We start from the raw sequence: 25,130 nt of genomic DNA, 5'->3' as shown, positions 1-25,130 counted from the left end.
CTTGTCGGGATTTGACGTGTACTCAGAACGGCTGGGGCACCAGAAGTCATTGTTTCTCCCTGTACTGGGCGCAGACCGTTCCTCTCCATGTGGGATTGTTCAATGCTAGTTACGAGCAAATCACTACACGCCGTATGCAGTGGGTGTCCGCTTCCCTCTAGAAGGCAAACAACCCAGATACTTTTGACCTTGCGTTTAAAAGAAGGGGCTTGCCGTACACAGTTGCGTATTAAAACGACTATGGCGATTGTGGAGGCTTAATGGATATGGGCTGAGTCGTTGAGTGCTTAGCCAGGCGTTTCGTCATAGTCTTGCAACATGGCTATGAGTGAAAAAGAGTGCAAATTCTCTTTGAATTGTTTTTATCGAGCATGCTTTGGAAAAGAGAAAAATTTTAAGCCTGAGCTTGCAGAATGTGTGTTAAAAACGCGTGGCTTTTGGAATTATTCCGAGCTGATCGTTTAATACAATTTGTATCTTTTTATATAAAATGACACACATCATAAAATTAATTATTTCGTTTTTAACCCTGATAAGTCTTGGTGGCTGTGCTGCTGAAATAGGCTCCGCGTTAGGTATTCAGCTCATAGAAAAACCGATGGTAAGGGGGGAGAGCATAGAAAAATATCGTGATGCTTTTGGTCGTAGCGGGGAAGTTGAAACCGTTTTGAATGGAGAGCCTGCCTATAAGTGGAATCTTTCCTACTACCAACGAGTCACCGTGGAGGCAGATACTTACGCATACCATAACTTGGATCGACCAGGAATGACGACAGGTATTATTTATGAGGACAGAGACATACTCCGTCCCTGTCAGCTAACGATGTCCTACGATCCAAAGACGCGTTTGGTGACGGATTTTGAACTCACCAATCCCGCAAAATGTGGAGAAGTCCGTAGTGCATTGCGGAACCTATAACAACAAAAAATATTAATGATCATAGAAATCAAGAATCAAAAAATCAGAATGTAAATAGTAATAAATAGCGGTTTATTTTTATAATTAAAATATATGTTAAAGACAATTTTATCTTTCGTTTTTCTGGTGTTGCTGATAGTGGATGCACCAGCTGTTTTTGCCGCTGACGTCAAAGGTTCTAGCGATCATCAGCTTTTGAGTCGATTCCCAGGGGCAGAGATTCGCAACTATTTGAGAAAAAACTACGATGCCGCCGTGTTGCCTGCGGGAATCATTAAGGACAAGAAAGCACCGGGGCAATTGCTTGAATTGGAGGGCAAGGTCACTCGCATCGCTTACCGGATTCCGGGTGAGCATTCAGCATTGGAGGTTCTGCGAAATTACGAGAAAGCGCTGCAGCAAGGCGGGTTTGAAACGCTGTTTGCCTGCCATGGCCCAGAGACGTGTGGTCCGGATATGATGCCCTTTATTTCCCTTGAGGGACGCGTTCGACCTACTGCATTTGGCGATGCGGTCTTTGGTAGTTCAAGTGAGCGTGTTTTGCTCACCCGTCGTAGTGATGAGGCAGGAGAGGTCCACGTTTTTCTGCATGTGGTGGATGATGCGTCCAATAACAGGACCTATCTCTATCAGGAAATCGTAGAAGGTGCCCAATTGGAACTGGATCAAATTAAAGTGCTACAAGCGGACGAGTTGCAACAATCACTCGAACGCCAAGGGTATGTCACGGTTCCAGGCATTTACTTCGATAGCGCTAAAGCAGAGATAAAACCAGAATCGGATACGGCCTTATCAGAAATGGCTAAATTGCTCTCTAGCCATCAAGACCTAAAAGTATATGTGGTGGGCCATACGGATAATCAAGGTTCGCTTGATGCCAATCTGACCTTGTCGCAGAGTAGAGCTCAGGCAGTTGTTCAGGCTTTACATACTTCATATGGTGTTAAGGCGGAAAACTTGCTGGCTAAAGGTGTCGCATCTTTTTCTCCGGTAGCAAGCAATGCAGACGAAAAAGGGCGCGCGCGCAATAGACGAGTTGAGTTGGTAGTGCAGTAACACCATCTCAGGCGCAAGCAACGAGATGACCAGAACCAGTGTGCTGGCTGCGGGCTCGGGCGATCAGGGATAGGGCTTGCGTTCGTTCCGTCGTCCTACACCGCTCTGTATCTGTGGCGGGTTGATCTTGAGCGGCTGTGCTTGGCGTGCTTGTGGTGGCTACACTCATGCCACAAAACACATCGAGCCCAGCCCTAGGGGCAATCAATCCGATATAAGGGAACTGAAAGCGCGCATTGCCCAGGATTGGGTGTAGACCTTATGGGTGCAGGTGGCCGGTGCACCGAAGCAACGACAGGCGGCCGGATTTTGACTGTATTGAATGCTTTTTTGCTTGAAAATCAGTTGCTTGAAGGTCCCGCGAGATTGCTGTGTGGGACAAATAAAGACCTCTTGTTTAGTTCGCTGGCAATTATCGCATAATGTGGCTTTATGTTAAGTCGCCTGTTAATTAGAGTTTTTTATACAGTAATTTAAGCAGAGATTTCGTTGGTTTTTCAACGAGGTTTTTTAATGCTTACATTCACAACTGTTGCCACTAAAGGTGGCGTTGGCAAAACCACATTAACTGCCAATTTGGGCGGATTGCTTGCTGATTTCGGATATCGCGTTCTTTTAATTGATGCGGATATTCAGCCATCTCTAACACGCTATTACAAACTGGCTCATCAAGCTCCTCATGGCTTAACGCAAATGGTGATGTCGGGAGCACTCACCACGGACTGCATTAGTCACGTCGAATTTCCACCTGCTGAATTTGAGAGTGATCGTTCAAGTTTGAATGTGCAGGGCGGTTTCTTGCATATTGTGTGCTCCGACACTCAGCGTGACGACAGCCCCCTTCAAATCTGGTTGTCTAATCAGCTTGATCGCCTGGTGCGTATTCGGATGGCCCTAAGTAACCCGGATATTCGTGCTCAGTACGACGTCTGCATCATCGATACCCAAGGGGCAGTGGGCCACCTACAAGACGCCGCCGTCAATGCGGCGGATGTGCTTCTCGCTCCTGTAGCCCCTGATGTTCTGTCGGCCCGTGAGTTTGTTGACGGCACGATTAAACTGGTGGCTCGTCACGAATCTGCCTCCAATCTTGGCTACAAGGTGCCCGCCATTCAGTGCGTGATAAATCGCACCGAAAATACCGTCGATAGCCGCACCATGTCCAGCCTAATCCGCAATCAGTTCATTGAAATGAGCGGGCGTGTCACCGTGCTGGCCACCCAGATTCCACAAGCGGTCGCGTACAAAAAAGCCGCTACCGCTCAAGTCCCGGCTCACTGGATTGATCCGGTCAGGGCAGGCGATCACATGCACAGTTTGCTATGGGAATTGATCCCCAATCTGAGCAATAAATTCACTCCCAATCACCGCAATGAGTTAGCTCCCGCGCTAGCGGCATTGCATGTCCCTATCTCCACGTCTGAAGAGCCAGACAGCCCGCTAACGACTAACTCGTAGAGCGTGCCATGTCTAAAACTCCGGAATTGCTGACCGCCAGTCAGCGTGCCGCGCAGTTGCGCATGAACGCTGAGTTGGGTTCAACATCAAGAGAGACCAGTCCCGTGTCCTCAAAAAAATCGAACTATCAAGACATTGCAAAACGCTCCCTGATGGGTACGCCTCCACCACTAAATGCCATGGGAGCTATGACGCCCATGGATGTGGTCGATGGCAGTATCTCAAATTTGGCGATTACCGATATTGATCGGTACGAATTTGATCCGCGTACCGAAATTAACCCACTCTATGACGAGATCAAGGCGTCGATTCGGGCCAATGGCATCTTGAACCATATCAGCGTTACTAGGCGTCCTGGTCAGCCGCGCTATATGGTTTACGGTGGAGGAAATACACGGCTGCGTATTGCGAAAGAGCTTTACGAAGAGGGTGACCAACGCTTCGCACGCCTGACGGTTATCGTCAAGGTCTGGAAAGGGGATGCTCCGACTATTGCGGCGCACCTGGCTGAAAACGAGCAGCGTGGCGACATTTCGTTTTGGGAAAAAGCCCAGGGAGTGCTGTCGTTTAAGGAGCATTTTGAGAAGGAATCGGGCAAAACACTTTCGACTACAGAATTGAACCGAGAGTTGCGCCAGGCCAGTGGCCTGAATTTCGGCATGAGCATGCTGCAAAACTTCCTTTTCGCTGTGGAGTATTTAGCTCCAATAGGTCCTTGGCTCAAAATTAGTGACGTTAATCTGGTTCTTAAACCTCGTGTAACACAGCTTTTAAAACTAGCTGACAAATTCAACCAACAGCCTATTGCTGAAACAGCATTACAAACAATCCTGCACAAGTATGCCGCGTTACTTAGCCAGCAATCCGCTGCCCGTCAATTGAGTAACCGTACTAGTGCGGAAGAGGTCAGCGATCGGGATGTACCTGCACTTTTACAAGTGGAGCAACTACTCGAAGAGGTCACCATAGCGGTTGCTGCGGCTTTGGAAGTGATTCCCGATAAGTTATTAGCCATGGCTCAGGCTTTGGAAGCTAACCCACGTATGGCGGTTGAAACCCTTACGTTGATTGAGGCGACAGTTTCAACCTCCGTAGGCCAATCGTCCGCTGTTCCTGAACCGTCAATAAAGCAAACTCCAACGCAACCTCCGCTAGGTCGAATGTTGGCCAGTGTGCCTGCTCCTATGAGTAAGCCCGACAGTTCTGGCGGTGCCTTCCTACCAGTCTCCCCATCGGTTTCGCAGAGCGTGATTATGAGCGGGGAGAGCGAAGGATTTGATCCACAACCGATATTTACGGTGTTAGGAGAGTTTCAAAGTCTGATCGATATGTCTGATGTGCTTTTTAAAAGCGATCAGCCACATCACATCTTTGGCTTTTATCTGGACTTCCCTGCCCAAGGTATTGGATATGTCGATGGGATTGAGCTGGAGCCAGAATTGGTCATTTATCGCAGAGCCCTCTGGAAAATCCTGATCAGTCTCACCGGTCAGCTTGATCGTCGATTTACGCAGCTCATTCCACACGAAGCCGATGGCTTCACCATTGCTTGGAAACAGCTTTGGGAGCAGGGCGAGGAGCAGTTTCAGGAAGGAGCGCTGGAGTTACTGGGCGAGGCATTCGACCATGTCTCGCTCCAAAGCGTGAGCCTGGTATTGCGGCATGAGCAATTGGGGCCGTTGGTGACTCGTCTGCTCACAGAAATGGAACGGGTTCGTACTCGTTACCCAGAGCGCCAACTGGACGGGTTTATGCCCTTGTTCATGCCGGATGTGACGGAGGAAATTTCATGAATAAGATTCCTATTCAATGTCCTGTTCTACGGCGCATGTTACTAGCCCACATTATTGAGCAAATCGATGGCGGGCACATGGACTCTCTGCTGCGTGCAGGCTACTCCCCCGAGTTTCTTGATGATCTGCGTTACCGGACTACTCGGGACATCACGAATCTGGCCAACTCACCACAGGAAATGTGGTTTTCACTGTCTGAGCAGGTCATTAGCAAGGGGCTACATCTGCTCGATATGCGTCGTGAACACGCCAAGTTACGCGAATACTTCGTGATTCATGGCGCTTCGCGTCGGATGGTGTGTGCGTATTTCAAGTTGTCCCACGAGGAGTATCGGGACTTGCGCGCACAGCTCAGACCGGGAGGGGAGCCCGGTGGCCGTACAGCCCTACCTCCAGTCGCTGTGCGTGATGCCATCCATCGAGCCTGGTTCGATATTCAGCAATCGATGTCTGATAAACCCTGCCGAGACCGAATCTACGCCTTACACCAACAGTTTCCTGAGCTGCGAATCAGTGTACTCCAGCAAACCATTGTCGAGTTTGCTGAAGATGATGAGCTTGGTTTGGAAATAAAGCCGACGACGCCACCGCTGCAAGGATAAAGCCACATGGACGAAATTATGACTATGCCAAGTACTTCTACAACTGCGTTACATCCGGCGACTGTCCCTGCGTCAGAGCGTGATTACTGCGGTCAGGCTCAGGGCGAGTGGGCCTTACCGTCTCCTCATGTCGGTGACTCTCAGAACAGTAAAGACGCGCCAAGGGAAGACTTTCTAGCGCAGGCGGCGCTGTTGAATTTGATGGGGCAAACGCCAATCAGCTTTCATCGTCTGTATGTCGACATTACGGGCAATGTCATCACGGGCTTATGGCTTTCGTCTGTGTTGGAACGGGTTGCTCAAGCTAAGCCTGAGGAGTTCCAGGAGGATGATTATGTGTTTCGACTATCAGCGACGCAGTGTCATCAGGTCACAGGGATTACTGCCTCTCAGCAGCGGACATGCCGACGAGATTTGATCTCATTGGGCATGCTAAGTGAACAGTCCGGACCAGGTCGTGTACCGGAATACCGCTTGCATCTGAATGTTGTCGCAGATGCCATTCTCCAAGCGTCCGCTTCTTTGGCCAACTCGCTCGAGGAGGTTCATAAACAACAAGGCTCATCGTCGTCACAACCCGTTCTTTCCAAGCGATACGGATGAGATGGCTATGGGTGCCGCATTAAACACCGATACAACAACGGCGTCTCTAATTGATGAGGCTATGCAGTTGCTCACCAGCCAAGGGTTTGTGCAGTACTACCCAAACCTGGCTGAAACGCTGGGCAATTTCAAAGCTGCTTTGTTTTTGGGGCATGCGCTCTATTGGGCTCGGCATACTGCCGTTCACTATAAAAATCGTGATGGCTGGTTCTTTCTGACGGCAAAACAGTGTACGCAAGCAACGGGATTGACCACCCGAGAGCAGGAGAGCGCTCGTCTCTTGCTCGTTCAACATTCGCTGATCCAGGAAAAGTTGGCTGGTAGACCGGCCAAGCTCCACTATCGTATCAACCTTGATCGTCTCGCTTCTTGCCTGGGGATCTCAGTTGTTGATCAGAAAGCAAACTGGGCGCAACTCGCACCATTGCTGAAACGCTACGTGAGCTTCTATCGGCCATTGGCGGATATTGCGGGCAATGTGGCCTCTGGCTTGTACCTATCGTATCTGCTGATTCAGCAACGGCATGTTCTTACTTACAGCCGAAGCATCGAAGGTGAATTTACGCTGTCTCAACAGGCGATTCGTAACGCTCTATGCTTGACCAGTAAAACACAACGCAATGCCCGTGATCGCCTGAAACAAATGGGTTTACTCCAGGAGGCAGGTAATCGCATACGCATTAACTTGTTGGCCTTATGCCCTTTATTGCACGGTCAGGAGCAGTACCCCCTCAAGTCTGAGTCTACTGATCAGCCACCCATTGCTGCTACACCGAAACTGACATCGGCATCCAAACCTGACCCTGTGAATGGGCAGAAGCCTGCGCCATCACGATCAAGCAAATTATTTGGAGCTGGCACACAGTCACAAAGGCCGCTGTTTGATTTGGATAGTGCTGGCGCAGCACGGGCAAACGATACCCTCCAGCACGCGCTGCGTGACCCTGCCAGTATGAATCCTGGACGTCTCTTTGCTCAGGCCTCAGTCAGTCCTGGTGCAGCTTGTGGACAACTCACAAAAGCAAGCGACCTCACAACTCGCCCAGTTGCCCAAACCGCGAAACTTGATGCCCAAACCGCAAAACTAACTTGCCCAAAACGCGAAACTAAGCTGCCCAAACCGCGAAACAACAATACAACAATATCTCTTCAAACAACTACAAGACCCGCCATCACCACGGCGTCTGCAGGGGATAAGTCCAAGGCACTGGCCGAGATAGCGGGTTGTCGTCGTGATGATTTGAATTTTCAAAACGACGAGGTTGATATCAGCCTACCCAGTGTGCTTGGCAAGCAATGGCATGAGGCTGTACGGAAAGTGCTGGCCACAGCTAAACCCGAACATCGTCAGTGTTTACTGGATGAACTGGAAGGCCAGTTGCGCAATCCAGGTAAGCAAATCGCAAATCCTCCTGGTTACTTGCATTCGCTGCGTGTTGGCTTGGAATCGGGGCGTGTGCATCTGGCGTATGCACAAAGCATCGCGAGCCAGCGTGAACAAAATCGACATGCGCAGGACGCCGTCCAAGAGCACATCAAGGCGCTCAATACAAACCTAACGACTTCTCTGCCTCCAATGACAAAAGAGGAGGCTTTTGCCCAGTTGCGCCAGCAAGTGCAAGCCATGAGGAAGCAGTCATGAGGACCTGGCTGACCAGAACTTCATTCAGTAGGACATTTTGTCCTAATCCCCAACAGTTGGGAGGTAGCCCATTTTGGGCCACCGCACACAGTGTGGGAGGTGGCCCGTTTTGGGCCACTTAACAGAACACATTCAGGAGATCGTATTAATGACCAACGAACAATTGTTTATCCATCTTCTGCATAGACTACAGAAATACAGCGATGCCCTGGTTCTTCATGTACTGCTACAAGACCACGGAGATGAGCGCCGAGTTCGGACGTCCGCTACCAAGATGGCTTTGGACTCATTGTTAGGTCAAATCAACCGTCGTCAAGTTCAACGCGCCTTAGAGCGATTGGAGACGATGGGACTTATTAATGTCATGCCTCAGCCCAATTACCGCACCTTGGTCACAGTCAACAGTGACGCCTTGTTGGAGTTCCTCAATCAAGACCCTTTGAGCGGCATGTTACCTGGATTTCGTGCCAATACGTTCCCGTTTCTGGATGCTGTCAACGCAACACCGCTGGCAGATTTCAAGGGTTCGACGATCTGATGATGTCCATCACCACCCATTCATTTTTCTCTTCTCAGTGACTACCTATGCCTACTTCGACTGATAAGCAGCCACGACTCAAGTCCGGCGACAAGCCCGCTGCCATTCCCGCACCCAAGTCTCTTATTGGGTTCTCTACGGAGGAGAACTCCCCATTCACCGATGGGTATTCGATTACCGGCGAAGAAGCTTTGCTGGCTGCGTATATGGCAGGTCCGATGCATGAGGATGATCCTCTTTATGAACGGTATATCGAACTGGAAGATCGCAAAGATCAATTGGCTCGTATGCAGGCCAAGTTCCACACACGCAAGGGGTCTGATCCCGACGTTAAGCCTGCTGAGTTCTTCGCTATGGATGACCTGGGCTCACTGGTTGATTCAGAAGACGATCTGATGACCTTGCATACCAAAGAAGCGTTCAGGTTGTTTATGGGGCGAGTTCGTGAGCCTGGCTCGGATGTGGCACCTATTGTGGGTGGTCGCCGTGTCGCCAGTTCGTTGCGCAGCTTATGGCTGCTAACGGGCAATGACAATCCCTATGCCGATTGGTCTTTGCTGCGTCATGAGCAATCCATGGAAGAAGTGAATGAGCGGCTGCAAGAGGAGATCAAGGCTGCCGAGACTTTGCTGTCTAGTCAGCAGCAACGAGGGTTGAGTTATTCCGTCCTGAAGTCTGCACAACCGCAGTCTTTGCAGCTGGGGTTCCGATCTCCCTACGGATACAGCATCAGCCGCTTGATTGTTGATTACGACTACTTCATCCGTTTGCAAAAGACCCTGGGCCGCAAGACGCTCTTAAGCGATCAGCAGATGCGCCGCTCAATCACGGAAATGACTCGCTTTATCCGTCGCGTATTCAATGAAGTCGCCAGGTTTTCACGTTGGCTCATGCAGCCAGATATTAATGCGCTGTCCCGACTGGACTTCATTACGGAACATGCTTCAGAAGAAGGCAAGCAGCGGGTAGAGTTCGTGCGCGAAGTATTCGGCATGGTGCCTGCCGATGTGTTCACCGCCAAGCTGCAACCACGGCACTCTCGACGCCGGTACACATTGACTGAGAAGGAAAGGAACCTGTTGCAGTCAGTTGGTGTGCAACTGGCTGAAGCTGAAGCAAAGCGCGCAGCCGATGAGTATCAGGATGCCGATTCTGATTTGGTGTGAAGAAAGGGTTTTGTGAAGAAAGGGTAAATGAATGGCAAAGCAGACTCGAAGTCAACGTGTCAATGTAGTTGAGTGGGCAAGGGGGACCTTGGAGAACGAAACGTGTCAGAGCGTGATTGACACAAAGCCCTTTACGGGTAGGGGCACCGCCCAGACGCTGCGCCACCATCTTACGCAAGTTGACCAGGTTGAGGCAGACATGGTCGCTCTCTGTGCTGCCACAAAGAAAGTGGCTGGCTATTCCATGTATCTGGCCGAGCACCGTCGTAAAGCGGATGGCTATATGGCTCTGCGTTGGCGAGAGATTGGCACAAGAAAGCATCTGTCATGGGAAGAGGCGCATGCAAGATATTCAGTCTTACCGACCGTGCTGCGGCAGTGGTACGAGCACGCCAATGCCCAGGCACAAGAATTCAATTCGCAACACCTCAAATTGCGCGGGCTCGTACGTGAACTGAAGTTATTGAGCCAGCAACGCAAAGTGCCCACTTTTGCTAGGCCAATTCCGAGTCGAAGTAGGGCGTGATCCAGTTAACGCAGGGCAATCCGACCATATGGTCAAGTCGTTTGTTTTTCACCGAAAGGAGTTGATATGCAGAACTTGTTTATTGGTAAGGGCAACCTGGGCGACTCACCCACCTTGAAACGTATTCCTCGTAAGAACAATTCGGGGGAAGAGTTTAGTGTGTGCAGTATGCGTGTGTATTTTGGGCGTTATGGGGTGGACCAGGCCACCGGCGAAGTTGGGCAGATTGGGGGCTTCTGGCGCGAGGTCGAGATCTACGGCAGCAAGGCCGAGGCGTGTGCACAGTTCTTGCGCAAGGGAGCTCGCGTACTGGTAATTGGAGAGGAGCGGGATTTCTTTGCCAAAGATGAGACCACGAATGCCGAGGTACAAGTCATCAAGATCGTTGCTGAGGATGTAGCCCTGCAGCTCACTCGTATTGAGTCGATCACCTACAAACAAGCAAACCGACCTTCGTCAGCCCGTGATCAGGAGGCATCGTTGGATGAGGATGTGCCCGCTTGATCAGTAAAACAGTGGCCTGGTCTACAGAAACGGAGGAAATATGCAAGTAAAGTTGGCGTGGCTTGTTACGCAGGTGTCAGTGTTAACAATGACAGTAGTTGTGATTTGTTACGTATTCAATAGTGTTCTTGAGATTGAAATCAATGGCGGCTTTCTTTTCTTGGCCTTGTGTTCGTTAATCTTAGCGGTTGTGGTTCCGATTGTGCGTTTTCTGTATCTGCTTGAAAGGGAAAGAGAATCGAGTGTTTGAGTGGGAGGCAGGCGCCCTGGTACCAGCAGGGTGCTTGCGCGGGAATGGTCCCGATTCACTAAAAAGAGGAAGAGGTGATGAAGCCTAAATATGACGTAATTCTCATTACGGGCAAAACAGGTGTGGGTAAATCTAAATTGATTGCTTCTGTATTTACCGGGGAGGGCATCTTGCTACTCGATCCCTTGGTGAACCCCATTGAAAACTGGCTGTGGCCAGATCCAAAAAAAACCAAAACGATTGTTATTGATCATGCCCTCCATCTCGATAAGGAAATATTGAATGAGGTTATCGGTTGGTGTAAGTGGAAGGGCGTTGCTCTCTGGATTGCGGAGCAGAATATTTCTGAATTGAGGACGCGTGGCATTCAATTGGACGGAGAGGTTTTCGAATTAAATTTAGTCTATAAATCTGAGCGGGAAAGGGAGGGAGCTGTAAGAGATCATCGAGGCATTGCGCTTGCCAAGCAGCTTCATAAAACAAATTGTGCCACACAAGCGATCTCACCCGAGATGCTGGATACCGTACTTGATAACACAAGCACAAGAATCGTTCTCCAACCTGATAGTGCTCTAAAGGGTTCAATATGAATTATGCAGCTATGCAGGACGCATTATTTTGGATAGTTGTTTTTTTAGCTGTAATCGCTTTAATTGCAAGTCTCGTATATATTTTTTGGGTTCCAGACCCTAATCAACCGGCAGAGAAAAGAAGGATAAGGAAAGCAATACGTATCCATCCACAAGTTGAAGTCTTAGTTCGGAAAAGACTTGATAGCGGCGAGGTGGTGACGAATTTTGATTTAGACAAGATTGTTGAAGAAGTTAGCTTAAATTGCTGGAAAAAAACAAATATTGAAAGACAGCGCCAAGATGTTGGCGAAGTCTCTTCTTAATTGGTGCCTGGAGCCTTAAAAATGTTAATTTTTGGGATATCTGCGATTGTTTTTTCAATAGGTGCTCTTGCCCTAATCTATGGGCTAAGCATGCATGGCAGTGATTTAGGGCTCTTCTCTTTCAGTATTGGTGGTGTTACTTCAGCCCTCGGTTTGATTGCTATGGCTGTTGCTTCGTTTTCGGCGTTTTAGGTGCTGCCATTGAGTATTGCGCCAATCTCCCTCAAGGCCCCTGAGTTACTGATTCAAGCCGTTTTTGACGGTCGTAGGCTTGGGCTACAGCTGTTCAATATTTCAGGAATGGCTGCCCGGTTGTCCAAAGCTGGAGCATGGTGGTGTCCAGGACGGCGAATGTGGGTATTGGAGCAGGCTAACGCGGACCATGCCCTGGCTTGGTTAGAAGCGCTCTATCTGCGTGAGCATGTTGAGTTTGACGGGGTTGCTGCGCTATTAAAAGCAGCTATAAGGGCACCCGAGCCTGATTACTTTACCCAACTGCTCGACGTCCAAATTTTTGAGCTGGCCAGAGGCGACCTCAACCATGGCCAACATGCCGTCAGCTTTTCGTACGATGGGCTGTGCGTGCGTGCCATGCGTGCGCTACAGGGGAGATTTCATAAACCCGCTGCAGCGTGGCAAGTACGTGGTGACGTAGCTCACATCCAGAAGATGCTCCGTGACCTGGCAGGCGTGGCCCCTGAATTTTCGTTCGTGCATGAGCAGCCCGTCGTACTCGAAGAGCTGGTATCACCGAATGCTGACGAATCTCCCATTCAGGTTCCTGCTGCAACACCTGAGCGAGGAGATGGCAGTCCTGGTCAAGATGTAGACGGCGCGGGTTTTTTGTCTGCTGACCTGGAACAAAGTAGTTCAGTTGACATCGATGAGGCTGTGCTGGCCGCTGCTGCTGTGGGCGCGGGCTTACGAGACTATCAGATCGAAGGGGTACGTCACCTTGCTGGGCAGACAGGAGCATGCTTAGGCGACGATATGGGTCTGGGCAAGACACGCCAGACAGTTGTGGGTGCTCGCCTGGCAGCAGGGCAGGGAAGAGTGCTTATTGTCTGTCCCGCCTCTCTGCGTATCAACTGGGAGCGTGAGATCCATGCCGTGTACCCCGATGCTATTGTCGGCTTTGCAGGGGATGATCGAATCTCGACGTTATACGGCTGTCAGTGGGTCATTGCGAACTACGAACGATTGGGTGGCCTGGTACGAGAAGTCGGGTTGGCGTTCGGGGCCATGGCTATTGATGAAGCGCATTACCTGAAGGAGCATAAATCTGGGCGTACACGCAATGCCTTTGTGATGGCCACGCGTATTCCGAAGCGCTATGTGGTGACCGGTACACCGCTTCTGAATCGTGAAATTGAGTTGCACACGCTTTTGCGTTTGACGGGCCACTCACTTGGCCATATGGAGCTGAAGGAGTTCCGCAAAGAATTCACTGGATCCCGTGATCGTCGAGCTGCATTAGCCCGTGCCTTGGGCGGTTGGATGCTGCGCAGGCGAAAGGACGTGCTCGACCTTGGCGCCAAAACGCACTCGGTGCGCTATATCTCACCTAGCGAAGGCTTGGCTGCCTACAAAGAGATTTACGATGACATGAGCCTTATGGCCATGCCTAAGATCACTAAGCTGCGCCAGTGTCTTGAAACGCTTAAAACACCGTTCCTGATAGAAACGGTTGAGAGCCTACAGGCCGAAGACAAGATCATCATCTTTTGCGAGTACATGAGCACGGTCAATGCCATGCATGATGCCTTTACGGCCGCTGGTATTAAGGCTGTGCGTCTGGTCGGAGCTGACTCTGCTATCAAGCGGCAAAAGGCCATCGACACATTCCAGGATGACCCCGAGGTCCGGGTGTTTATCGGCACTACGATGGCAGCTGGTGTCGGTATTACTCTAACCGCTGCTAACTACGTGGCCTTTGCATCGATGCCCTGGACCCCCGCGCTCATGCGCCAAGCCGAGGATAGGGCGTACCGGCTGGGCCAGCAGCGCGATGTGATGGTTATCGTGCCGCTCATACCCGACACGATCGATGAGGCTGTGTGGAAGATCCTGGAGGGCAAGCGTGAGACAGAAATTGATGTCGTAGAGGCTGTGACAATGACACAAGCAAATGAAGCCGCTGCGATCACGAATGCAGCATTGCAACGATGGATGCAAGGGGAGTCCGCCGCGCTTGCTCACGCTTGAAATCTGGTTAAAGCCAGTTTGACTGCTGCGATTAAATCGAGTAGGTTGATTCTGTACCGTTTACCGATTGAAAGCGGTTCAGATGTGCTCAACCCTGAAAGTGCATCGAGGCATTGCCTGGGCTTTTTACACCCTTGCGGGCAGCAACCCGCAAGGGCTGCTGCTCCTTTTTTTTTAGGAGCGAATATGCTTTTAATTACATCCTCTCCAGGGGACATTCTGATGGCCAAACTTCACCTGGTTTATGCGGACTGGGATGCCGAGGCTGGTGTTTGGGTCGCAACGTCTCAGGACGTACCTGGCTTAATCACCGAGGCACCTACGATGGAACAACTGACACAAAAGTTGGACGTAATGGTGCCGGAGCTTTTGGACGCCAATGGTGTTCATAAGGATGCCACTGGTGAGAGTTTTGAACTCATTGCTAGGCGTGTTGCACCCCTCCAACGTAGCCAAGCTTGAGATGGGTGCGAGCTATACGCCGCAGCTGATAAAAATTCTCATACAAGCAGGCTGCGTCGAAGTACGCAAAGGGAAGGGCGACCATGTTATCTGGTATTCGCCTCTTACTGAAACCCACTTTCCAGTGGACTCTAAGATATTGTCTCGACACACTGCCAATGGTGTGCTGAAACAGGCAGGGCTGCCTAAGCAGTTCTGAGGCATCCTTTGTTTTTTGGCTCACCCTTTCCGTGGGGTGGGCCATTTTTATTATTCCGGTCATTAAATGGTTGAAACGTAGAATTGACTTCGACATTAATCGCTGATAATTTACTGTCGTGAATCGCCATAAGGCACCCCACAGCGGCGTCTCAACTCTTGAAAGACGCACGTACTGATCCTCTAAGACAGTACCAGAGTACATCTTCTTCTTTGCTACCCGGACAGGGAACCCGCTTTCCCTGTCCAGGCCATTCGGCTCTTGGGTGGGTGCGTGTTCCTCCAGTCCATTTTTCTGGAGTTCACTATTATGACTAACGCTTCCACTCAAACTTCTAACCACTTCAATCTTCACGTTAACGGTGTCGGTTATCTGAACCGTATTCGCTGGGTTGAAACCAAGGGTTCTGGCCGCAAAGCAAAGCCTTTTCTTTCTTGCTCGATTTCTGCCATGCGTGGAAAGACGGACGAACCTGACTACACCTACTTTGACCTCCGGGTCTCGGGGAGTGAAGCCATCGAAATGGTGGAAAAACTCAAGGGTGATGTCGAGGCTAAACGCAAGGTTTTCGTCTCGTTCCGTGTGGGTGATATTTACGCCCATTCCTACATGCGCAACCTTCGAGATGAGAATGGGCGCACTACTGGCGAGCAAGAGCCTGCCGCACTGATCAAGGGACGTCTGTTGTTGATCAACAGTGTCACTGTTGATGGCGTTAATATTTTCCGACGTGAATCGCAAGAAGAGTCCAGCGTGGATGACACTCCTTTTCAAGAGGAGGCTCCTCTGCAGAACCCCTCGACCGATGATGAATCTTCTCAGGATGTGCCTGAGCAAGTGCAGTCTGAAAATAAAGCACCACAGGAAAACGCTCAAGGTCCAGCAACGCCAAAGTTCAACAGCAACAGCACTCCGGTGCCGGTGAACCAAGGCGCTGCGGCATATCAAGCAGGATATGGAGCAAGTAGTGCGCTTCAATACGCTGCAAACTATGCTTATCAGAGCGTTGCTTAACCTACGCCTCATCAAAACCCTCGTCACTGTTCCCATTTGGACGGTGCGAGGGTTTTTTCTTCGGAGCTGCTATGACACAAAATAATCGACAGTTCTCTCAGTCTGCTTGCTTTGATCGCGAGAACCTGATGAGAGCAATCGTAAAGGCAGGGCAACGAGCTGGGATTATCCGTCTGGATCTGGAAACATGTAGTGTTGCTGAGTGTTTACATATCCTGGATTGTTTAAGTGAGCCTATGGTAAAAACAGACAACTAATTTCAGTTGGCTTTTTTCTTGAAGTCGTGATGATTAGCGACTAAACTTCTTCGGTTTTGCGAGTGTTTTCAGGTGTCACTTGAATAACCTGGTCGCCTTCGGGCACGACACGTCAACCCCTGAAACGTGAACGCTCTGTATAGAGTTGGGGTACATATCACACGAGTACGTCCGTTGAATTGCACGTTCAAACAGGAACCTCACGTGCTCTAAATTACTATCCGATCGCAAGTTGGATAGCCACCATTTAAGCCCCCCTGTACCCGTCCGGCGTATGCTGCACGGGTACTTTCATTTCACACCCCACCGGGAGATCTCTTCCGGCTGGATTTGGTCTCCCTGTCTTTATGAAGGAGATCACGATGATCCGTATAGATGGAGCGCAGCTGCGCGTAAAACGGATTCGACAAAGTCGAAATGGTGCGTTCTGCGTTGCAGACCTCTCAACTGCTTATGGTGAGTTCAAGGTCAAAGACCCCCTCCTGGATCAGTTTGAGGAAGGTGAGTACCAGGCAACTGTGTGGATTAGTGAAATCTATCTGTCGCAATACATCGCGTTTGGCAAAGGTGTGACAGAAATTCGTGCTCGTTTGCACGATTTACAAGTTGAGAGCCAGGCCGAATTATCGACTGCTCATGAGCAAGCTGAGCCTGACCCCATTGACGAGCAAAGACCTGTACGGGTTGCACCACCTAAAAAGCCAGTTCCCCCTCCATCTACCGCAAAAGACTTTAGCCACTTTAACAAGGGTGGGAAGCCCCAGTCAGGGTCTTCGGGTTCTGGACCACAAGAGTCAACGCAGGGAGGGCACGATGGGTTGCTTGACGCGGAGATGCTCCGAGCCATTGTCAACCGAGATCCCATCAAACTTGATGCGACTGTAGAACGTGCGCTGCTACGACGGCAAGCAGCTGAACTTGGCCAACGTCATGGCTACCGTTTCGATGCGAAACAACAAATCTGGTTTGCCCAGTAAACCCTCATTTCTAAACCGCCCAAAGGTGGCGGTTTGACTTATGTTCTTGATGCTATCGAGACCATGAGCCAGACCGCACAGTGCATTGGTGCATCGTTGAATCTGGGAGGCGGCGTCCTTATGCGTCCGCAGCTTTTGCGCTAAGCCGGAGCTGGTGATAGCAAAACCAGCCACGTACCTTGCGCGCCGTTTCTTTTGTCACCAGGACCTCCATTTCGGTGACGCACACCTTGGATTCGCCAAGGGGAGTGAGGGGGTATGAATTTTAATTTGTTATTTAAGCCCGGAACCTAGATGGGTTCCCTTGCGAGCCAGGTTAATCATGCCCGGCCTTCAAGGGAAATCATCTAAGCAAACCAACGATGGTTTCAAACAGGTGCGTTCAACCCTGGAAACGCACCAAGGTGGCTTTGGCTACCTGGGTATTTGCTTTTAACCGATGCACGCGGGGTTCTCCTGCGCTTCTTATTCACCCCATGGGGACACCGTGTCCCTGGGGGCTTGGTCGTCCCCTTTTCTTAGAGGACGATCATGGCTCAACTGCATTTTTTTCCTATCACCGTGGCTCAGCGTAAGAATCTGCACTCGATCTTCAATGACTGGCTCTCTCAGGCGAGTGATGAAGGTTTTGAACAGTTCCTGGCGGTTCGACATGAGCTTGCACCTGCACAGGTGTGCTCCTTCGTACGCCTCGTTCAAGGTTGCTCCGTTCGGCAGGATCTGGCTCAACGTCTACCTGGCGATCTCAAACAACGTCTGCAAGCTCATCGTTGGCTGCGATTCGGGGCTACAGTCGTAGCCGCTTAACGTATTAACCCACCCTTGAGGGCTTTGACCCTCAAGGGTAATAGCCCTCTTTATTTTTAAAGAGGTACGGTATGTCACTACAGCCATCTGACTTGTTCCTGCTACGGCAAGGTCTGGTCGATGCCGGTATGAAGCAAGAGGTTGCCGAAAACAGTGTTAAACACGACATTGCCATGCTTCGCACTGAGCTGCAGCACGACATTGCTATGTTTCGCATTAAGTTGACGCATGACATTGAGGTGAGAAGGCGGGAGATGATCACCCTCGTCTGTTTTATCTTGCTACTTGTTGCTTGTGCCAGCCTGATTGGCATCGTCATAAAGGCGCATTTCGGTGCGCCGCTATGGCAAGTGCTACTGCGGTTAGCCGCTTAATATTTAATCCACCCTTGAGGGCTTTGCCCCTCAAGGGTAATAGCCCTCTTTATTTTTTAAGAGGTACTATATGCCAATGAGTCCATCTGACTTGTTCCTGCTACGGCAAGGTCTGGTCGATGCCGGTATGAAGCAAGAGGTTGCCGAAAAGGTGGCCATCGCAATGGAGGGTGCTATGGCACTCACACTTGATCAAGTGCTGGAGAAGTGGTCAGCCAAGGTTGAACACGACATTGCCGCGCTTCGCACTGAACTGAAGCACGATATTGAAGTGACCAGAAAAGACATTGAGGTGACCAAGCGGGATATGACCATCCGTCTTGGCTTGATGCTGGCTGGTTTTGCCGGTCTGATCCTAAGCGGCATGAAAATGTTCATGCTCTAGCGTTTAGCACGCGATTGTTTCCGCACACCTCGGTGTGCCTTGATGAGGAGTGCGCTCCTCCTAACTAGCGAATGTATGCCAGGTCTTTCATCGGTCTGGTGACATTCGCTTTTCTTTTGTCTTTCCATTTTCACCCCTGCGGGCACAGACCCGCATGGGTATGGCCTGCGCATTTTTAGTGAGGCCGACTATGACTGAACAGACTCAACCTGTGTGCAGAGATTCCTTCGATCTCTCGCCTCTTGCCAATGTGCTGCCGCGCTTTGAACTCGGTGTGGTTGTGGCTACGCCAGGTGTTACCAAGCTGGATCAAGAAGGCACGATCAACGCTTGTGAGTACCTGGCTCGTCACGCTGTTGGTGATTGGGGGGATCTGTGCCACGAAGATTGGCGATTTAACCAGCGGTCCCTAGCGTGTGGAGGGCGACTGATGTCGTCGTATCGCGTCAATGACCAACTCAAAATCTGGATCGTTACAGAATCGGATCGATCCTGCACCACGCTGACATTGCCATCGGAGTACTGATCCTCTAACCCATGCAAACCCATCAGAATGGGTTTGCATTATCTCTATCACTTTCCCGGCGGGATGATCCGTCTGGGTCTCTCGTCGTTTATTTTTCGGAGGCCCACATGATCGTTGTCCGCTATTTCACCTTACCGCTTTACACCACTGACAGAAACCGTACCGATGATCGACTGATCTGGACCGGGCCAGAGCCTGTTCCAGCCATTGGCGAAACTGTGATGGTCAGGCTCAACAATATTGGTAAATGCAGAATCGTTTGCTTTGCCTCACAAGGTCCGTACCTTGGGCTGCTTGTTTACCCCCTTCAACCACCCAGTTGGTGGGTTTCTCAGAATGGCGAGCCTTCACCTGAAACAGCAGGCCTGGTGTTTGGCCGTGAGATCTCGCTCATTGATGCTCAGGAGGCGTGACATGGCTCTTTTGTTCACTCGCTTGGCACGTAACTTCGTCAAAGCCGGATACTACCCGACCGATGATGAGACTTTGCAGCGGATTCAACACTTCCTCATGCCAGCATCAAGACCCATGCGATTGCTTGATCCATGTTGCGGGGAAGGTGCGGCGCTGGCTGACATCCGTCTTGGCCTACAGGAGCGCGCTGGTGACGCTTCAGTAAGCATTGAAGCTCTGGGGGTTGAGTTTGATAAAGAACGCGCCTGGCACGCGAAAACCCTCTTGGATCGGGTTATTCACGCGGACCTTCATGACGTCGTGGTTAAGGCTCGCAGTATTGGCCTACTGTTTCTGAATCCTCCTTACGGGTTTGGGATCAGTGATGCGGCGAACCTGGCCAACGCTGATTCTGACAAAGCCGAGCGTCTGGAGCGCACGTTCTTAAAGAAAACGGCATCATTCCTGGTTGAGGGCGGGGTGCTTATCTACATCATTCCGTATTACGCCTTAGATGCTGAGATTCGGACATTTTTGGCCCGTAATTTCGACAATTTACGGTTCTTTATGGCCCCCGAGCAGCAATTCAAACAATGTGTGATCTTCGGGACCAAAATCCGAAGCACACATCCACGTAAAAGCGTTCTTGATTGGCTTGCGCAGGCTCAGGCCGGAGAGTTCGTAGATCAAGTATTGCCAGAGGTCTGGGATGATGAGCCCTACCAGGTGCCAGCAGCTGATGCGGAGCTTGACTTTCATGCGGTGCGAATCGATTCTGCTCAATTAAAAGACGAGCTCAATACATGGAAGGCGAGTCTGTTGTGGCAAGGCTTTGATGTTCATTTCTCTCAGGTGCGGACCAGTCACAGAAGGCCGCTTCGTACGATGACTCAATGGCACCTGGCGCTTGCGCTGGCAGCCGGACAGGTGACTGGCTGCATTGAATCCAAAGACGGGCGAGTTTTTCTGATTAAGGGGGATACCTTTAAGAAGAAAGAACGCATCCAGAACCTGGAGGTGGATGAGAAGGGGAATGTTTCAGAGACCATCACGATGCTGGATAAGTTTGTACCTACGATCAATGCCATTGAATTTACTGCCGATCATCGGCTTGGTCAGATAGTAAAGATCAGCTGATGCTTTATCCCTCGGTGCCAATAGGTGGCGCTATTCACCCTTCATTAGAAGGGTTCCTCAAGGGGCCTGGTCCAGACCATTTGGGGAAACCTTCTCATCAAACCTAAAGGGGTTTCTATAGATGCGTTCAACCCTGTAAACGCATCAAGGTGGTCTTTTACTGCCTGGGTAGTTTTTCTTATCTGCTGCAGTCATGCATGGCATGTCAGCAGCCCGTCTTATCCCTTGGGGACATCCGTCCTCAAGGGGCCGGCTGTCTCCACTTTTTGGAGATACCCATGTCTTCTTTTGATACGTCGATTTTACCCATTGCGCCGCCTGTATACGCTCAGGCAGCGCCTGAACCCGCGCAACTGCATGTTGCTGATGCGCATGGGCACTACGTGTTGGCGACTCCAGAGCAGATATTGGAGGCCGCACGTGAGGCGATTGTGTCTTTAGTGCCTTCGGGAACTCCCATGTCAACGCCGAGCATTGCGGAACGCTATGCCGTTGCTCGTTTGGCTGGCCTAGAACACGAGGTTTTCGCTGTCTTCTTTTTAGACAACCAGCTTCGCCTGATCCAGTATCGGGAATTGTTCCAAGGCACCCTGAATCAAACGGCTGTCTATCCTCGTGAGGTCGTTAAAGAGGTGCTCAGGAGCAATGCTGGCGCGGTCATTTTGGCTCACAACCATCCAAGCGGAAAGTTAGAGCCTAGCCAGGTAGACCGCCAAGTCACTGAGCGGCTGAAAAAAGCATTGGAGCTGATCGATGTAAGGGTTCTGGACCATTTGATCGTCGGGCCTTCAGCCGATACCACTAGCTATTCGTTCGCTGAGCACGGCGACCTGTAACTTGAGTCATTTCTTGTTTGTTTAGCCCGCATTTGGGCGTTTTTAACCTGTACCCATGGGGTCGCTGCGGCCCTTATGGGGCGTTGCGACTCATTTTCTGGAGTTTGTCATGAGTCGTCATTACTTTGAAACCACCTATAAAGATCATCCCGTTACCGTGCTGTTAGGTTGGGATAGGGCTTTGGGGCATTATTTTTTGGTCATCGAAAAGCAGGTGGATTTTGTGGATCCGGATGTGACCGGGTTCGATGATCAGTATCTGTATAGCAATCTTTATGAGTCCAACCCATTTGGTTTGAGCCTGGAGCATTTTAAAGCGGTGTTGCACCGGCTCAAAATCACTGTGCCAGCAAATATGTTCACTGAGGTCCAACGCGACTCCTGGAACAACGTGGGGAATCGAGACATCACCTATCAAGCTGACGGCTCATTTGCCGTGCGCTCGGCTTGACCATCTCTCTAAACGGCGCGGCCTGGCCCCTTCCTCCTTTGTGCGAGGAAGGGGCCAGTCGCATAACTATGGAGCTCGGTGATGTACCAAGTAGAGGAGTTTCCTGAGGTCTGGGCAGATGCCTGCATCCGAGAGTCGGACGGTCGCTTTTTGTTCGTTTCGCTGTATGGACGCGATGGATCGCTGATGCAATTCATGGCTGCGATGCAGTTGGGCAATAAGGAAGGCGGTATACAACGCTTTCACTTGCGCGGCGATGATGGCCAACGCCACTTAGTGGAGGTTGGCGGTGTGGATCGCTTAGGCAAACACACCGGCAGGTTGCCTAAGCAAAACCTGTTTGGTCCTTTGGGGCAACTGTGGGTATTTGACAAGAATCTACAGGAGCCAGACCGTGCCAATCGAATCGGTTGGGTTCTTCACTATTCAGCAGTGAGCGACTTGGTCAGCCTTAACGAGGCTCAGGAGAATGATCTCGATGATCGTGCCTGGCAACTGATTAAAAGCTTGTCGCCGGTGGCCCTTCTGGACCATTGGCGTGCAGAGGTTTTGGCGTGGTGCCGTGATAAGCAAGCTGTGCAGATAATGGGCAGCGATCTGTATCCCACGCTTGGCCCTGTCAAGGCAGTTCGGGTGAGTCTAAGTGAGCATTTTCTTGATTTCATCTCTGATGGGGTCAGGGTAGGGCGCCTACGTTTGCAGTTGTAGTTTTTCTAAGCTGATTGGCTGATTTCCGGATCCAGCCTTTTCTACATTTTTTTCTAACCCATGCGGGGAGCAGCCCCGCTGGCTCCCCGTATTCCTTTTGTGGAGAGCCAATATGGGCGCTATACATCCCCAGCTAGATACCCCAGAGCAAAATGCCGATGAGCTGCATATGCCTCTGGCCATTTTTATTGATCAGTTTGGTGAGGGCTTGTTGGAGCAAGTCCGTCGCCAGAACCCGCCTATTTACGATCCGGACCTGGACACTCAAACTCGCGTTTGGCGTGCGCGGCAACACGTTCTGGACAATCTGACCCGTCAGCCATTTGAGGCCCAGGCCCATGCTGTACACGCCGTTGTGAAGCTGTTGTTGGATCACAATGAACCGGCAGCGGTACTCAATGCGGATATGGGCACGGGCAAAACCATGATGGCCATTTGTGTTGCGGCTTTAATGCAGAGTACGCATCCACGTACCCTGATCGTTTCGCCGCCTCACCTGGTCTATAAGTGGCGACGTGAGATCCTGGCCACCGTCCCTGGTGCTAAGGTTTGGATTCTGAATGGGCCAGATACGCTACGCAAACTGTTGGCGCTACGAAATGCCCTGGGTTTGAAAACCAGTAAGCCAGAGTTCTTTGTGCTTGGGCGTGTGCGTATGCGCATGGGGTTTCACTGGAAACCGGCATTTTTGACTCGCCAGGTATTGCAAGATGGTCAACGGTTTAGGTTTGCTTGCTGCCCTGATTGCATGGAACCCATCGAACGTGAGAATGCGGATGGTGAAATGATGCCGCTCTCCGTTGAGGCGGCCGCACTCATGCTTGCTGATAGACGCTGCAAATGCAGCCACTGCGATAGCACGCTTTGGACGTTGATTCGTGCAGGTAAGCGTATCGACTCCATGCACGATCTGGTGTTGGGTGCTTTGAAGCAAATGCCGACGATCGGAGATAAAACCGCTCGCAAATTGCTCTCGATTTTTGGAGAGGATCTGCTTGGGGGAATGCTCGACGATAACGTCTATGAGTTTCTCAACCTCATGGATGAGTCTGGCGAGCTTGTTTTCTCCGATCGGCAGGCCATGCGTATGGAGCGATCCTTCGCGTCCTTTGAGTTCAGTATAGGGGAGGGGGGCTATCAAGCCACTGAGTTCATCAAACGCTACTTGCCTCGTGGGTATTTCGGTCTTTTGGTTGTAGATGAAGGCCATGAATACAAAAATGAGGGCTCAGCCCAGGGCCAGGCCATGGGCGTGCTGGCCAGCCAATGCCAAAAAACACTGCTGCTCACTGGGACACTGATGGGGGGCTATGCCGATGACTTGTTTCATCTTTTGTGGAGAATAAATCCGACACAGATGATTCAAGATGGCTTCAAACCTGCTCGTAATGGGTCAATGGGAAGCGCAGCTATGGCGTTCATGCGTGAGCATGGCGTGCTCAAAGACGTGTACAAGGAAAGCACTGGCCCATCGCATCGCACCGCTAAAGGTAAGCAGATGACGGTACGGACCAGTAAAGCTCCTGGCTTTGGTCCGGTTGGCATTATGCGGTATGTAGTGCCGATCACTGTTTTCCTGAAGTTGCGCGACATTGGCCAGAACGTCTTGCCTGACTATGACGAGCACTTCATTAACGTACCAATGAGCCAGGCGCAGGATGAGGCCTATCAGCGCATGGCAAAGCACCTGGTGTACGAGCTCAAGAAGGCGTTGGCCCAAAAGGACAATAGCTTGCTTGGGGTTGTGATGAATACGCTACTGGCTTGGCCAGAGTGCTGCTTTCGCCCAGAAACCGTCCGGCACCCTCGAAGTAAGGCAGTCTTGTTTTCTCAAGGGCCTGTTTTTCAGGAGTCAGAGCTTACCCCCAAAGAGCAACAGCTCTTAGATCTGTGCAAACAGGAGAAGGCCAAAGGAAGAAAGGTGCTGGTGTACTCGATTTACTCGGGTACACGTGACACCACCGCTCGGCTCAAAAGCCACCTTGAGATGAACGGCTTCAAAGTTGCTGTGTTGCGTGCTTCTGTTGACGCAGCTCGACGCGAAGACTGGGTTGCTGACCAGGTGGAGCGGGGTATTGACGTCCTTGTCACCAATCCAGAGCTGGTCAAGACTGGCCTGGATCTGCTGGAGTTTCCTACGATTGTGTTCATGCAGTCTGGCTTTAACGTCTACACGTTAATGCAGGCGGCCAGACGGTCATGGCGGATTGGCCAGAAGCATCCAGTCAAGGTCGTGTTCTTGGGCTACTCAGGTTCCAGCCAGGTGGAGTGTTTAAGGCTGATGGCCAAGAAGATCGCTGTTACGCAGTCAACGTCAGGGGATATGCCTGATTGTGGCTTGGATGTTCTGAATGATGCCGGTGACAGCATTGAGGTCCAGTTGGCCAAGCAGTTGTTGGCCAACGCATAGCATACTTTTCCTTTTCACTTTGCCCCTCAATATGAGG

Annotated in this window: 26 protein-coding genes; all 26 read left to right on the top strand. The window is 50.9% G+C overall.

Features of this window, described 5'->3' with window-relative positions; all coding sequences use genetic code 11:
- The first annotated feature begins 490 nt into the window (after positions 1–490).
- The 26 genes from FE795_RS09270 (at position 491) to FE795_RS09145 (ending at position 25,093) form a co-directional block, all read left to right on the top strand.
- Positions 491–919: a hypothetical protein gene (locus tag FE795_RS09270; protein ID WP_131070581.1), complete on the top strand. Its 429-nt coding sequence runs from the start codon at positions 491–493 to the stop codon at positions 917–919.
- A 93-nt stretch (positions 920–1,012) separates the two neighbouring features.
- Positions 1,013–1,975, top strand: a complete 963-nt coding sequence (locus FE795_RS09265) for an OmpA family protein (protein ID WP_131070580.1) — start codon at positions 1,013–1,015, stop codon at positions 1,973–1,975.
- Between the two features lie 513 nt (positions 1,976–2,488).
- Complete coding sequence (locus FE795_RS09260; RefSeq protein WP_131070579.1) at positions 2,489–3,433, top strand: ParA family protein; 945 nt, start codon at positions 2,489–2,491, stop codon at positions 3,431–3,433.
- 8 nt (positions 3,434–3,441) lie between these two features.
- The gene (locus tag FE795_RS09255) at positions 3,442–5,226 is read left to right on the top strand and encodes a ParB family protein (protein WP_131070578.1); all 1,785 of its coding nucleotides are present in this window, start codon (positions 3,442–3,444) and stop codon (positions 5,224–5,226) included.
- Positions 5,223–5,828, top strand: coding sequence for an STY4526/YPO1902 family pathogenicity island replication protein (locus FE795_RS09250; protein ID WP_026484871.1), 606 nt, complete (start codon positions 5,223–5,225; stop codon positions 5,826–5,828). The genes FE795_RS09255 and FE795_RS09250 overlap by 4 nt, the downstream gene beginning before the upstream one ends.
- A gap of 6 nt (positions 5,829–5,834) precedes the next feature.
- Positions 5,835–6,431: a hypothetical protein gene (locus FE795_RS09245; RefSeq protein ID WP_131070577.1), complete on the top strand. Its 597-nt coding sequence runs from the start codon at positions 5,835–5,837 to the stop codon at positions 6,429–6,431.
- A gap of 7 nt (positions 6,432–6,438) precedes the next feature.
- Positions 6,439–8,073: a hypothetical protein gene (locus tag FE795_RS17285; protein ID WP_230406158.1), complete on the top strand. Its 1,635-nt coding sequence runs from the start codon at positions 6,439–6,441 to the stop codon at positions 8,071–8,073.
- Positions 8,074–8,221: 148 nt separating this feature from the next.
- Complete coding sequence (locus FE795_RS09235; RefSeq protein ID WP_051316415.1) at positions 8,222–8,611, top strand: hypothetical protein; 390 nt, start codon at positions 8,222–8,224, stop codon at positions 8,609–8,611.
- Between the two features lie 47 nt (positions 8,612–8,658).
- Positions 8,659–9,777, top strand: coding sequence for a PFL_4669 family integrating conjugative element protein (locus FE795_RS09230; protein WP_131070576.1), 1,119 nt, complete (start codon positions 8,659–8,661; stop codon positions 9,775–9,777).
- 592 nt (positions 9,778–10,369) lie between these two features.
- Positions 10,370–10,807 (top strand): single-stranded DNA-binding protein, encoded by a 438-nt coding sequence (locus tag FE795_RS09225; protein ID WP_026484866.1) that lies wholly within the window; start codon positions 10,370–10,372, stop codon positions 10,805–10,807.
- Positions 10,808–11,134: 327 nt separating this feature from the next.
- Positions 11,135–11,647 (top strand): hypothetical protein, encoded by a 513-nt coding sequence (locus FE795_RS09220; RefSeq protein WP_131070574.1) that lies wholly within the window; start codon positions 11,135–11,137, stop codon positions 11,645–11,647.
- The gene (locus tag FE795_RS09215) at positions 11,644–11,952 is read left to right on the top strand and encodes a hypothetical protein (protein ID WP_131070573.1); all 309 of its coding nucleotides are present in this window, start codon (positions 11,644–11,646) and stop codon (positions 11,950–11,952) included. The genes FE795_RS09220 and FE795_RS09215 overlap by 4 nt, the downstream gene beginning before the upstream one ends.
- 351 nt (positions 11,953–12,303) lie before the next feature.
- Entirely contained in the window at positions 12,304–14,157 is a 1,854-nt protein-coding gene (locus tag FE795_RS09210) for a DEAD/DEAH box helicase (RefSeq protein WP_230406157.1), read from the top strand.
- Between the two features lie 18 nt (positions 14,158–14,175).
- Complete coding sequence (locus FE795_RS09205; protein ID WP_219234834.1) at positions 14,176–14,619, top strand: DUF1902 domain-containing protein; 444 nt, start codon at positions 14,176–14,178, stop codon at positions 14,617–14,619.
- Positions 14,537–14,818, top strand: coding sequence for a type II toxin-antitoxin system HicA family toxin (locus FE795_RS17445; protein ID WP_407927688.1), 282 nt, complete (start codon positions 14,537–14,539; stop codon positions 14,816–14,818). Before FE795_RS09205 ends, FE795_RS17445 begins: the two co-directional genes overlap by 83 nt.
- Before the next feature lie 309 nt (positions 14,819–15,127).
- A complete protein-coding gene (locus FE795_RS09195; RefSeq protein ID WP_131071818.1) occupies positions 15,128–15,832 on the top strand; it encodes a DUF3577 domain-containing protein in 705 nt (234 codons plus the stop codon).
- 619 nt (positions 15,833–16,451) lie between these two features.
- Positions 16,452–17,066, top strand: coding sequence for a DUF3275 family protein (locus tag FE795_RS09190; RefSeq protein ID WP_026484859.1), 615 nt, complete (start codon positions 16,452–16,454; stop codon positions 17,064–17,066).
- Between the two features lie 531 nt (positions 17,067–17,597).
- Entirely contained in the window at positions 17,598–17,873 is a 276-nt protein-coding gene (locus FE795_RS09185) for a hypothetical protein (RefSeq protein ID WP_086060033.1), read from the top strand.
- 71 nt (positions 17,874–17,944) lie between these two features.
- A complete protein-coding gene (locus tag FE795_RS09180) occupies positions 17,945–18,247 on the top strand; it encodes a hypothetical protein (RefSeq protein WP_131070571.1) in 303 nt (100 codons plus the stop codon).
- Between the two features lie 76 nt (positions 18,248–18,323).
- Positions 18,324–18,632: a hypothetical protein gene (locus tag FE795_RS09175; RefSeq protein ID WP_021446568.1), complete on the top strand. Its 309-nt coding sequence runs from the start codon at positions 18,324–18,326 to the stop codon at positions 18,630–18,632.
- A 633-nt stretch (positions 18,633–19,265) separates the two neighbouring features.
- Positions 19,266–19,571 carry a hypothetical protein gene (locus FE795_RS09170; protein ID WP_131071817.1) on the top strand — a complete coding sequence of 102 codons (306 nt, stop codon included), beginning with the start codon at positions 19,266–19,268 and terminating at the stop codon, positions 19,569–19,571.
- Between the two features lies 1 nt (position 19,572).
- On the top strand, positions 19,573–20,688 hold the full coding sequence (locus FE795_RS09165; protein WP_230406156.1) for a DUF6094 domain-containing protein: 1,116 nt from the start codon (positions 19,573–19,575) through the stop codon (positions 20,686–20,688).
- 278 nt (positions 20,689–20,966) lie between these two features.
- Positions 20,967–21,524, top strand: a complete 558-nt coding sequence (radC, locus tag FE795_RS09160; protein ID WP_131070569.1) for a RadC family protein — start codon at positions 20,967–20,969, stop codon at positions 21,522–21,524.
- A 109-nt stretch (positions 21,525–21,633) separates the two neighbouring features.
- Positions 21,634–21,975 (top strand): hypothetical protein, encoded by a 342-nt coding sequence (locus FE795_RS09155; RefSeq protein WP_131070568.1) that lies wholly within the window; start codon positions 21,634–21,636, stop codon positions 21,973–21,975.
- Between the two features lie 81 nt (positions 21,976–22,056).
- The gene (locus tag FE795_RS09150) at positions 22,057–22,683 is read left to right on the top strand and encodes a hypothetical protein (protein ID WP_131070567.1); all 627 of its coding nucleotides are present in this window, start codon (positions 22,057–22,059) and stop codon (positions 22,681–22,683) included.
- Positions 22,684–22,795: 112 nt separating this feature from the next.
- Positions 22,796–25,093 carry a DEAD/DEAH box helicase gene (locus tag FE795_RS09145; protein WP_131071815.1) on the top strand — a complete coding sequence of 766 codons (2,298 nt, stop codon included), beginning with the start codon at positions 22,796–22,798 and terminating at the stop codon, positions 25,091–25,093.
- Positions 25,094–25,130 lie beyond the last annotated feature (37 nt).

The organism is Alcaligenes ammonioxydans (assembly GCF_019343455.1).
Lineage (GTDB): Bacteria > Pseudomonadota > Gammaproteobacteria > Burkholderiales > Burkholderiaceae_B > Alcaligenes > Alcaligenes ammonioxydans.
This window is presented reverse-complemented; position numbering and strand designations above follow the sequence as displayed.